Origin of the sequence: uncultured Campylobacter sp. (assembly GCF_944323605.1) — a bacterium.
Classification (GTDB): domain Bacteria; phylum Campylobacterota; class Campylobacteria; order Campylobacterales; family Campylobacteraceae; genus Campylobacter_D.
The window spans coordinates 62,468-74,113 of record NZ_CALUTC010000008.1; the positions used below are offsets into that span (position 1 = coordinate 62,468).

14 protein-coding genes are annotated in these 11,646 nt (G+C 30.4%); 5 read left to right on the forward strand and 9 right to left on the reverse strand.

From position 1 onward, the window contains the following. Positions 1-6: 6 nt before the first annotated feature. The 6 genes from Q0J35_RS05810 to gatC are packed head-to-tail and all read right to left on the reverse strand — an operon-like array spanning position 7 to position 4,631. Positions 7-552, reverse strand: coding sequence for a DUF1882 domain-containing protein (locus tag Q0J35_RS05810; RefSeq protein WP_297194036.1), 546 nt, complete (start codon positions 550-552; stop codon positions 7-9). After that, a complete protein-coding gene (locus tag Q0J35_RS05815; protein ID WP_297194039.1) occupies positions 549-1,793 on the reverse strand; it encodes a serine hydroxymethyltransferase in 1,245 nt (414 codons plus the stop codon). The genes Q0J35_RS05810 and Q0J35_RS05815 overlap by 4 nt, the downstream gene beginning before the upstream one ends. After that, a complete protein-coding gene (gene lysS / locus Q0J35_RS05820; RefSeq protein ID WP_297194041.1) occupies positions 1,790-3,295 on the reverse strand; it encodes a lysine--tRNA ligase in 1,506 nt (501 codons plus the stop codon). The genes Q0J35_RS05815 and lysS overlap by 4 nt, the downstream gene beginning before the upstream one ends. Further along, on the reverse strand, positions 3,296-3,775 hold the full coding sequence (locus tag Q0J35_RS05825) for a Fur family transcriptional regulator (RefSeq protein ID WP_297194043.1): 480 nt from the start codon (positions 3,773-3,775) through the stop codon (positions 3,296-3,298). It abuts the gene before it with no gap. Positions 3,776-3,785: 10 nt separating this feature from the next. Next, positions 3,786-4,334: a CvpA family protein gene (locus tag Q0J35_RS05830; protein WP_297194045.1), complete on the reverse strand. Its 549-nt coding sequence runs from the start codon at positions 4,332-4,334 to the stop codon at positions 3,786-3,788. Between the two features lie 9 nt (positions 4,335-4,343). Further along, complete coding sequence (gatC, locus tag Q0J35_RS05835) at positions 4,344-4,631, reverse strand: Asp-tRNA(Asn)/Glu-tRNA(Gln) amidotransferase subunit GatC (protein WP_297194047.1); 288 nt, start codon at positions 4,629-4,631, stop codon at positions 4,344-4,346. Positions 4,632-4,807: 176 nt separating this feature from the next. On the opposite strand from gatC, the gene Q0J35_RS05840 reads away from it, so the two are divergent. Genes Q0J35_RS05840 through pyk form a run of 5 tightly spaced genes read left to right on the forward strand, consistent with a single transcriptional unit; the run spans position 4,808 to position 9,889 of the window. Continuing rightward, positions 4,808-5,368 carry a hypothetical protein gene (locus Q0J35_RS05840; RefSeq protein WP_297194049.1) on the forward strand — a complete coding sequence of 187 codons (561 nt, stop codon included), beginning with the start codon at positions 4,808-4,810 and terminating at the stop codon, positions 5,366-5,368. Positions 5,369-5,375: 7 nt separating this feature from the next. Further along, positions 5,376-6,371, forward strand: a complete 996-nt coding sequence (locus Q0J35_RS05845) for a hypothetical protein (RefSeq protein WP_297194051.1) — start codon at positions 5,376-5,378, stop codon at positions 6,369-6,371. Positions 6,372-6,399: 28 nt separating this feature from the next. After that, positions 6,400-7,038, forward strand: a complete 639-nt coding sequence (locus tag Q0J35_RS05850; RefSeq protein ID WP_297194053.1) for a type III pantothenate kinase — start codon at positions 6,400-6,402, stop codon at positions 7,036-7,038. A 15-nt stretch (positions 7,039-7,053) separates the two neighbouring features. Further along, positions 7,054-8,391: an FAD-dependent oxidoreductase gene (locus tag Q0J35_RS05855; RefSeq protein WP_297194054.1), complete on the forward strand. Its 1,338-nt coding sequence runs from the start codon at positions 7,054-7,056 to the stop codon at positions 8,389-8,391. A gap of 55 nt (positions 8,392-8,446) precedes the next feature. Further along, the gene (pyk, locus tag Q0J35_RS05860; protein ID WP_297194056.1) at positions 8,447-9,889 is read left to right on the forward strand and encodes a pyruvate kinase; all 1,443 of its coding nucleotides are present in this window, start codon (positions 8,447-8,449) and stop codon (positions 9,887-9,889) included. Between the two features lie 32 nt (positions 9,890-9,921). On the opposite strand, the gene Q0J35_RS05865 is transcribed toward pyk, so the two are convergent. The 3 genes from Q0J35_RS05865 to Q0J35_RS05875 all read right to left on the reverse strand — a co-directional run bounded on the left by Q0J35_RS05865 (position 9,922) and on the right by Q0J35_RS05875 (position 11,298). Then, a complete protein-coding gene (locus Q0J35_RS05865) occupies positions 9,922-10,212 on the reverse strand; it encodes a hypothetical protein (protein ID WP_297194058.1) in 291 nt (96 codons plus the stop codon). Positions 10,213-10,218: 6 nt separating this feature from the next. Then, complete coding sequence (locus tag Q0J35_RS05870) at positions 10,219-10,410, reverse strand: hypothetical protein (protein ID WP_297194060.1); 192 nt, start codon at positions 10,408-10,410, stop codon at positions 10,219-10,221. Positions 10,411-10,815: 405 nt separating this feature from the next. Continuing rightward, entirely contained in the window at positions 10,816-11,298 is a 483-nt protein-coding gene (locus tag Q0J35_RS05875) for a LysE family transporter (protein WP_297194062.1), read from the reverse strand. Between the last annotated feature and the right edge of the window lie 348 nt (positions 11,299-11,646).

The window sequence follows — 11,646 nt, forward strand, 5'->3', positions numbered from 1 at the left end:
CCTTATCTACATATGTTTAGACCAAGATGTGCCTCTTTCCTTATGAAAGACTTCGTAAGGAAGTATCATTATATTATATTCCCGTGGTAAATTCAGGGTAGGGAATACTCTCCATTCAGTAGGCATTTTGCTAGATAACATCATAGAAAGCTTAGATGCTAGTTGGCAACCTTCATTAAGGGTAGTATGCCCTTTGTGTATATATAGGTGCAAGTGTCCGGGGGTTTTTGTCTTATATGCAGTGAAATTTATAAAACCTTCTTCCCTTAGCATAAGCTGTGCTCTGTGCCAGAATTTATCAGCATTAAAACCATTGTAATCAAATACAATATTTTCTACGTAATCGGTTTTGCTTATAAGACTGTGTGCAACTACTATTTTGCCTTCTGCGTGATCTCTTATAACTTTAGAGTCCAGAGGAGCATTTACTTTTTCAAATTTATTAAAAAAATATCTACCTCTATGCTCAAACTTGCTGACAATCTTGTCCCGTTTTATGTAATAATGATCGCTTATAATTTTAATAAGCGATAAATCCATTTGCGATATCAAAACATAGCCTTTTCATAAATTATAAACTCTGAAGCGAGTTTTTTGACTTTTTCCTTTATTTGTTTTTGCATTTCCTCATTTTTTATATTATCCAAAACATCAGCTATATAGTTTGCCACATTTTCTATTTCTTTTTCCTTAAAGCCTCTAGCAGTTAATGCTGGAGTTCCTATACGCACTCCACTTGTTACAAAAGGACTTCTTTTTTCTCCAGGAACGGTGTTTTTATTTACAGTTATACCAGCATTTCCAAGAGCTATATCAGCGTCTTTTCCGCTAAAATCTTTATCTAAAAAGCTTAATAAAATCAAGTGATTATCTGTTCCACCGCTTACTATATTATATTTTCTATCTATCAAAACTTTAGCTAAAGTTTTTGCATTATCAACGACTTGCTTAGCATATACTTTCCATTCATCAGATAGATTATACTTAAAACCAACTGCTTTTGCAGCTATTACATGCATCAAAGGACCGCCTTGAATGCCAGGAAATATGGCAGAATTTATCTTTTTAGCTATTTCCTCGTCATTTGTCATTAAAATACCGCCTCTAGGTCCTCTTAATGTCTTGTGAGTAGTAGAGCTTACTATATGAGCGTGTGGAAAAGGACTTGGATGCACGCCACCAACCACTAAACCAGCAATATGAGCTATATCGGCAAAAAGGTATGCCCCAACTTCGTCTGCTATTTCTCTAAATTTAGCAAAATCAATGATTCTAGCATAAGCGCTAGCACCGCATACTATCATCTTTGGTTTTACTATATGAGCTATTTCTCTTACTTTTTCATAGTTTATTCGTCCATCTAATTCAACGCCATAAAAAAAGCTTTCGTAAATTTTGCCTGATGAGCTAACTTTAGCACCGTGAGTGAGGTGTCCTCCGTGGCTTAGATCCATACCTAGTATTTTATCGCCAGGATTTAAAAGTGCCATATAAGCACCTTGGTTTGCTTGGGAGCCAGAATTTGGTTGAACGTTAGCAAATTCGCAATTAAAAAGTTTTTTGCACCTATTAATAGCTATATTTTCTATCTCATCAACAAAATCACAGCCGCCATAATACCTTTTTGCAGGATATCCTTCTGCATATTTGTTCGTAAGCACACTACCCATAGCTTCCATAACTTCTGGTAAAGTGAAATTTTCGCTAGCTATCATTTCAAGATGATCACACTGTCTTTTAAGCTCTAAATTGGCTAAATCATAAATCTCTTTATCAAAATTCTCTAAACTCATCTTTCCTCCTTTAATTCGGTTTTTAATGGTCTCATAGCTGGAAATAATATGACATCTCTTATTGATTTTTTGTTTGTTAAAAGCATTACCAGCCTATCTATACCTATGCCTTCACCAGCTGTAGGTGGCATAGCATACGATAATGCTCTAACAAAGTCTTCATCCATATCGCAAGCCTCTTCATTTCCAGCGTTTTTAGCCTCAATTTGTTTTAGAAATCTTTCATACTGATCTAATGGATCATTTAATTCATTAAAGCCGTTTGCTATTTCTTTTCCTGCTATAAAAAGCTCAAATCTCTCGGCTACCTCGCTATCATTATCGCTTCTTCTTGAAAGCGGTGAAATTGATATTGGAAAATCAATTATAAAAGTTGGATTTATAAGTTTTTCTTCTACATAATTGTCAAAAAGTTCAGCTTGTAATTGTCCTAAGTCAAGTTCTGCTTTTGCTTCAAAACCATCAGTTTGCAATTTGTTTAAAATTTTATTCTTATCTTTTATGAAATTTTCATCGAAATTTGCATATTTATACAAAGCTTCTTTGTATGAAATTCTTTCAAATGGTTTTGAAAAGTCTATTTTTAAATCATCAAATTCTATAATACTTTTCAAATTTAATTCTTTTAAAAGCTCTTTAAAAAGTTCTTCTGTAAGATCCATTAAATCATTGTAATCGTGAAAAGCCCAGTAAAATTCTATAGTGGTGAATTCAGGATTATGAGTTAGGTCCATTCCCTCGTTTCTAAAACAGCGATTAAGCTCGAAAATAGCCTCAAATCCTCCTACTATTAATTGTTTTAGATAAAGTTCTGGAGCTATTCTTAAAAACCTATCTACGCCTAAGGCATTGTGAAATGTTTTAAATGGTTTTGCATTTGCACCACCTGCTATAGGGTGCATCATAGGAGTTTCAAGCTCTAAGAAACCTTTTTTCTCAAAAAAATTTCTAATACACCTCACTATTTTTGCTCTTTTTATAAAATCTTGCCTAACATCGGCATTCATAATCATATCTAGATATCTTTTTCTATATCTTTGTTCTACATCTGTTAAGCCGTGATACTTTTCTGGCAAAGGAGTTATAGCTTTAGTTGCTATTGTGAGTTTATCTACGTGTATAGAAAATTCTCCTGTATTAGTAAAAAAAGGATAGCCGCTTACTAGCACTATATCGCCCACTTCTAAATTCTTTTTTATAATATTATAATATTCATCTCCAAGAGTGTTTTTATTAAAATAAATTTGTATATTAGAATTTTCATCTTCTATATTAGCAAAGACAGATTTTCCAGCTATTCTTAGTAATTTTATTCTGCCACTTGTGCTTACTATCTTGCTTTCATCTTTTTTTTCTTCTAAATCTTTTACATAAGCAAATTTATCTTTAAAATCTTTTATGCACATATCTTTTTTCAAGAAGTGTGCGTATGGGTTTATTCCATTTTTTCTTAATTCATTTGCTTTTTGAATTTTTTGTTGTTCTAGTGGGTTGGCAAACATTTATATCTTTATCCTATCGCTTTTGTTACAATCGCTACAAACACCGTAAAGCTGCATCAAATGTCCAGTAAGCTTAAATTTGTGTTCTTTTGCCACAAGAGCTTGTTGTCTTTCTATGACTGGATTTTCAAATTCAACTATTTTTCCACAATTTTTACAAATAATATGATCGTGATGCGGTTTAGTAGCTAGTTCAAATTTTTTACCAGCTATTCCAAAAGATATGGAAGTTACCATACCAGCTTCTTCTAATAAATTCAAGGTCCTATAAACTGTTGCTATACCAACATTTAAATCCGGCTCCTTGCTTTTTATCTCTATATACAAAGCTTCTGGCGTGTAATGAGCATCGCTATTGTATAGAATTTTAAGAACAATCTCCCTTTGTTTAGTGTATTTAAGACCACCTTCTTTTAGAATTTTCTTAAATTTATCAAGCAAAACTTCATATTCTATATTTTCTATACTTTCAATAGACATTTATTCTCCTTTATTTACTCTCGTTTTGTTCGTTTAAGCTTTGTTCTATAGCTTGTATATTTTCTTTAACTGTTTTATCATTCATTATAAAAGCTCCAAGATCTTCTAATATCATAAACACTGAACTCCCTTGCATAAAAGGTTTTATATTTTGACTAAGAAATGAAATTTTATTAATGCAATATACCAATATCGCAAATATTAAAAATACTTTAGTCCCGCTAAATATAAATCCTAGCAGTCTATCTAAAAATCCTAAACCACTCATTTTTACTAGCTTACAAAGAACTGTAGCTGCTAATAAACACAAAAGCCAAGCGATTAAAACAATGCTTATAAAGCCAACAAATTTGGCTAAATCAGAATTTGTTATATCGTATATGTATGATTTTATAATATTTGACATATCATTAGCATATCTTGAGGCTAATAAAACACCTCCTATTAAGCCAAGTAAGCCTAAAAATTCTTTTATAAAACCATTTAAGATTCCCTTTATTGCTATTAATAATGTTAAAGCTAGTATTAAAATATCAAACCAAAAAAAACCAGCTATCAACTTTTTCTCCTATTCTATCACTTTAGGAACTATAAAAAAATTCTCGTCGTGTTTTGGGGAATTTGCTAACACAGTGCCTACAACATCGCTTTTAATCGCCACATCTTCTCTGAAAGGACTTGAAGCATTTACAGTGCTAACAGTAGCCTCGCAAGAGCTAAGGTCAAGCTCATTTAAGATCTCAACAAAAGCGACTATTTCGCTCAAATTTTCCTTAGTTTCTTCTCTTTTTTCGTCTGCTATCTTTAAAGCACTTAATTTTTCTAATTTACTTAGCAATAAATCATCTATATTCATAGCATTCCCAATTTTAATTTCAAAAATAAAACGATTATAACATATAAAAGATAAAAAATTGCATTAATAACGGTAAAAATTTTCTCTATATTATGAAGAAAAAAGCAAATATTTTTAATTGTTTTGTAATTTTTAAATGCTAAAATTAGGCTTATTTTTTTGTAAGGATTTAAAAAGTGGCTTTAAAAGATGATTTAAATAGCATAAAAAAAGAGTTAAGCACTCAAGAACAAATGATAGAAGGTTTTATACGAGGTGAAAAATTTTTTAAGAAATATAAATATATAATATTAACTTTTGTTATTGCTATTTTCGTTTATATTTTATATCAATACATTAGCGATAGCATAAGACAAAGAAATATAAAAAACAGCAACGAGCTTTATATTTCCTTGCTTAAACAAATAAATACTCCACAATACGATTTTAAAATGGAAGAATCGCTAAAAGAGGACAATCCAAATCTATACGTTTTTTTGTTACTTGCTAGACAGTTAGAGCATAATAAAATTTTAGAAGAAAGTAAAAATTTAAATTTAGATCCATTGTTAAGGGAGCTTATAAATTCTAATGAAAAAGATTCAAAATTCTTGTCAGATTATAACAAGATTTTGGAAGCTTACGCTTTGTTAAAGCAAAATAAAATAGAAGAGGCAAAAATATTACTAAATCAAATTCCAAATATTTCTGAATTGAGACAAATAGCTGATAATTTAAAACATTATCAAGGAAGATAATTAAGCTATGTTTAGGTCTTTTATTTTTTTTATTATAATTTTGTTATTTAGTGCTTGTGGAACGAAAAGACAATATTTTGAACCAGAAAAAATAGATGCTAGACTTAGTTATGATTCTAGATTAAGATCTGGCATAAAATTTAGTAATGATGATTTTTCAGTGCTTAATAATGGGCAAATTTTAGACAAAAATGGTTTGGTAGAAAATTTTATATTAGAGAAAAATTTTAGAATTTTAAAACACGAATATTCTGAATTTGTCATAGCTGATGATTTTGGTAATTTAAAAATAATAGATGAAAACGCAGATGAAATTTATTCACACAAATTTGATGCAGCTGTTTTATCCGTAGCACTTAATGGAGATGATTTAGCTATGGTTTTAGCAGACAATAGCATCGTTCTTGTAAATAGGAGCTTAGGTATAAAATTTTTGCAAACTCTTGCTCCAGCTCCGGCACAAGATATAAGAGTTGCAAGCCCGATTTTTTTAACAAATATAATCGTATTTCCTAGCTTAGATGGAAAATTAAATGTTCTTGATTTAGCTACTTTGAAAATAGTAAGAAGTGTTGTGATAAGCAATGATGAATTTTTTAATAATATCATATATCTTAAAATTACACATAATAAAATGATAGCAGCAAGCCCAAATAGAATAGTCGTTGTTGATGATATGCAACATTTTTCTTTAATAGAAGAAATAAGAACAGTCTTTGTTTATGATGAAAATATTTTTATATTTGCTAAGAATGGTAACATTATAAAAACAGATTTTAAATTAAATAAACTTTTGGAGAAAAAATTTAAATTTGCGGTTTATAATGAAATCGATATATTTAATGGACACTTATATGTGTTCGAAAAAACAGGTTATTTGATTAAGAGTGACTTAAATTTAGAAAATATAAAGGTGTATAGGCTAAGCGGAGCTGTTGGCGAGGATACCTTTATGCAAAATGGTAAGTTTTATTACTCTAATAAGATTCTAAATTTGCTCTAAAACCTGTGTTGTTAAGGTTGTATTAAGTATGCTTTTGTGCGATATAGGTAATTCAAGTGTTGCTTTTCTAGATAATAGCAAGTATTTTTCTTTAAGTATCAGCGAATTTGCTGACTACAAGAGTGAGAAAAAAGTCTTTTACATAAATGTGAATGAAAAGATGAAAGATGTGCTAAGAGAAAAAGAAAACTTTATCAACCTTGAGCCGTATTTTAAATTCGATACGATTTATTGTGGGCTTGGGGTCGATAGAATAGCTGCTTGTTATACTATAGAAGATGGCGTAATTGTAGATGCTGGTTCTGCAATAACTGTCGATATAGTTTCTAACTATATGCACCTTGGAGGCTTTATACTCCCCGGAATAGTTAGTTATAGAGATGCTTACTCAGAGATATCTTCTAGGTTAAAATGCGAATTTAATACCCAAGTTAGCCTTGATGCATTTCCACAAAGAACAGTTGATGCGCTAAGCTATGGTGTTTTTAAAAGTATAATATTGATTATTAAAGATGCTGCTTATGGTAAGAAATTATATTTTACTGGAGGAGACGGGCAATTTTTAGCTAATTTTTTTGATAAAGCTATCTATGATAAGCTCCTAGTTTTTAGAGGTATGAAAAAGATAGTAGAAGAAAATTATCATTTGCTATTTAAGCAGACTTAAAGAAAGGAATGTTTTATGAAAGAATTTGATGTGCTTGTTGTTGGTGCTGGAATTTCAGGTGCAGCTTTATTTTACGAGCTTGCTAGATATACAGATATAAAAAATATAGCATTGATAGAAAAATACGACTCTATAGCCACATTAAACAGTAGAGCTACTAGTAACTCACAAACTATACACTGTGGTGATATAGAGACAAATTATACTATAGAAAAAGCTAGAAAAGTAAAAGTAAATGCAGATATGGTTGCAAAATATGCATCAATACAAGAAGGCAAGCCATTTGTTTTTTCTCATCAAAAAATGGTTTTAGCTGTTGGCGATGAAGAGTGCGAATATCTTAAAAACAGATACGAAGAATTTAAAGATTTATATCCTTATGTAAAATTTTTTGATAAAGAAAAAGTTAAAGAACTAGAACCTAGAGTTGTTTTAGCTGAAAATTCCAAAGGAGATAGAAAAGAAAGTATCGTAGCTATGGGTGCATTGCAAGGAGACAGCTACACTACTATAGATTTTGGAAGAATGGCTCAAAGCCTGGTTGATAATGCCTTAAAAGAAGATAAAAATACCTTTGTTGAATTCAATCAAGAAGTGCTTAAAATAGAGCAAAAAGATGGATATTTTATAGTAAATACAAGAAGTGGGGCTAAGTATCATTCAAAAGCGGTTGTAGTAAATGCTGGAGCACATTCTTTGTTTTTAGCACATAGAATGGGAGTAGGGCTTGATAAATCTTGTTGGCCTGTTGCTGGAAGTTTTTATCTTACAAAGCAAAAACTTTTAAATGGCAAGGTTTATACGGTTCAAAATCCTAAACTTCCTTTTGCAGCTTTGCACGGAGACCCTGATTTAATGGCTGATATGAATACTCGCTTTGGTCCTACCGCTCTTGTTATACCAAAACTAGAGAGATACCACGGTTTGAAATCTATGTGGGAATTTTTTGAAACACTTAAATTTGATTCAAAGGTAGCTAAAATAACACTTGGTATGCTAAAGGATAAAACTGTTGGTATGTATATATTTTCAAATTATTTATTTGAAATACCTTTCATAAATAGACGTTTATTTGCAAAGAAAATAAAAAAGATAGTTCCTAGCATAAAAGCAAATGAGATAGAATATGCTGAAGGCTTTGGTGGAGTTAGACCTCAAGTTATAGACAAAACAAAGGGAGAATTAATGCTAGGAGAAGCTAGTATAACAGATGTAAAGGGAGCTATTTTTAATATGACGCCAAGTCCTGGTGCCACATCTTGTCTTGGAAATGCAAAAAAAGATACTCAAAGTATTTGTGAGTATTTGGGTGCTAAATTTGACGAGGATAAATTTAATAGTGAGCTTATGTAAATGTTTCTATTTAGTTTCTTATCTTTTGTAAGATACGCAAATAAAAGGAGATAATATGCAAAAGAAAACAAAAATAGTTGCAACAGTTGGTCCTGCTAGTCAAAATGAAGAAGTTTTGAAAAAGATGATAATAAATGGCGTCAATGTATTTAGACTTAATTTCTCTCACGGAAGCCACGAATATCACAAGGAAAATTTAGAAAAGATAAAGAAGGTAGCAAAGACTTTAAATGCTAGAGTTGGAATTTTGCAGGATATAAGCGGTCCTAAGATAAGAACATTAGAATTAAAAGAGCCTTTTGAGTTAAAATGTGGAGATAGATTAGATTTTTATAAGGAAGCTATAAAGGGAGAAAAAATATCAGATAATCACTACAAGCTTAGCATAAATCATCCTGAAATTTTATCCATGCTAAAAGAGGATGAATATATATATCTTTATGACGGTAGCATAAGAGCTAAGGTGGTTAAAACAAGTAGCGATATAGTTCAAACATTGATTGAAAATGACGGTTTTTTAAATTCAAATAAGGGTATAAATTTTCCAAATACTAGGATTAATATAGACGTAATTACTCAAAAAGATAAAAAAGATTTGCTTTGGGGCATAGAAAACGATGTTGATTTTATAGCTATTTCCTTTGTTCAAAACGCTCACGATATAGATGAGGTAAGAGAGATTCTAGCTAAACATAATGCTAAAATAGCCATTTTTGCTAAGATAGAAAAATTTGATGCCGTTGAAAATATAGATGATATAATCTACTCTAGCGACGGTATTATGGTGGCACGTGGAGATTTGGGTATAGAAGTTCCATATTATAAGGTTCCAAATATACAAAAAGAGATTATAAGAAAGGCAAATTTCGCAAGCAAACCCGTTATAACAGCTACTCAAATGCTGTTTTCTTTAGCCAAAAATTTAAATGCTACTAGAGCTGAAATTTCAGATGTAGCAAATGCTGTATTAGATGGAACGGACGCTGTTATGCTAAGCGAAGAAAGTGCTGTTGGTATAGACCCTGCAAATGCTGTTGAGGTTATGTGTAAAACTATAATAGAAACGGAAAAGCACTATCCTTACAACAAATTTAATCATTTTAAGCTTTGTGATGATACCGATAAAATAATGCATTCTAGTGCTTATTTAGCAAATGATCTAAATGCTGATGCCATACTTGCTCTTACAAGTAGTGGAAAATCAGCTATTAAAATGGCTAGATATAGACCAGATACTAGAATAATTGCTGTTGGGCATTCTCAAAAGACCTTAAACGCACTAAGCATAGTATGGGGAGTTGAGCCATTAGTTCTTGTAGATAAATCAGACGAATTGACTAGTCTTATAAGAAGTTCGGTAAGAGAAGCTCATAAACAAGGTCTAATAAATACAAAAAAAACATATATACTAACCGCTGGCTTTCCAACTGGTATTGAAGGAAGTAGTAATCTTATACGCATACTAAAAGAAGAGCAGATAGAATATTATCTCAAGTAAGATCTTGATATAAAATTCTATCTTTAAAACGACTAAGCAAAAATATCTATTTTTAATTCTTTCTTGTGGTAAGATAAGCTTTTCATTTGTGTATCCTTGCCTATATCATTTTGTGTTTTGTTTTCCTTATCTTGTCCTTGCAAGGAATAATATTCTTGTGATATTTTTATTGAAAGAATTGGATTTTCTCTTCTATTCTTTTCTTCTTCTTTTCTTCGCTCAAGCTCTTTTTCGAGTGCTAATTCCGAGTAGTCAAGGGCTGGTTTGCCCATAAATTTAACATTTGTATCTATGAGCTTACCACAAACTTCTATCAAAGCCATACAATTTCACCAATTGCAGATTCGAAAAGCACTACAAGCAGCTTGCTGATATATATGTTGCTTATCAGTTTGGCATGATTTATAGTGACCAGGAGGATAAGCTTTGCATCCTAGATAAGCTCTATCTTCGATATAATAATCTGTATTCGCAAAAGAAAAACTTAAACTAAATAAAAAAAGTAATAAGATTTTTTTCATTTTATCTCCTTGTCTAGATCAGAATATTATTCATCATAGCAAAATAAAACTTAAAATTTTATAAATAATTAAAGCAAAAAGTAGAAAATTTGAATTACAACTTATCTATCTAATCCATAATTCAATTTAATATTAGTATGCTGAAATTTTCTATATTCCTCATCATTTGACTTTCAATTACAAAGTTCCATTTCTTCAACATTATCTAAGAAGAAATTAAATGCTATTTACTCCCTTATTTGACCATTATCATTCCAAGTGCTTTCATCATCTCTTTTAAAAATATCTTGATGTGGCTCAATTGATGAATTAAAGTTTTCCATATAAAATATCAGTAATTTTTATTTGCATCAACATTATATAAGTTCTAAAAATAAATTGTTGTAAGTGTAAAACAATCAAAGCTTATAAAAATAAAAGCACAAAACAAATCAGAGATTCTAAACTAAGGAGAATAATTAGCAAAAAAATTTCAAAATTATCTCCCATAAAATTTAAGCTAGAAAAGATACTTCCAAAGTAAAAGATAGCTTTAGCATTTGTAATATTTGTCAAAAAACCGCCTAAAAACGGTTTTGAAATTTTTACACTATCTGTAAAGTGTATTTCATTAGAAATATTTTTTAGAAGCAAATAAGCAAGATAAAATAAATACATAGCCCCTAAAGTAGATAATACAAGTTGGATAAAAGGAAAAGTGTCAAAAAGAATTTTAAGTCCAGTTAGAGAAAAAATAATCCAAAGTAATATTGCCAAACTTACACCAAATGCTGCTTTTAAGGCTTCTTTGAAACTGAATTTTAAAGCATAAGTGCTAACAAGAAAAAAATCGGGTCCTGGTGTCAAGAGTGCAGATAAATGAATAGCAAAAATAAATAAAAAAGTCATTAGAATTCCATTTATAGCTTTTTGTGTTCTTATTACAAATTTTCCAAAAAATTCTAAAAATGAAGATGCAAATAATAAAATATAGAAATTAATGTTACAAAATTTTAACAATCTTTATTTAGCTGAAAATTCATTTAATAGCACTCTGCTTAAGATATTTGATAAATTATTACATAATTAATATTAATACAAACATTAATAAAAAACTTTGCTAATAAAATAAAATACCGCTCTAATATAAGTCAGTTAATATCATTCCAAATCTAATTTTTATGGTGGTCCTAACAAGACTTGAACTTGTGACCTCACCCTTATCAGGGGTGCACTCTAACCAGCTGAGCTATAGGA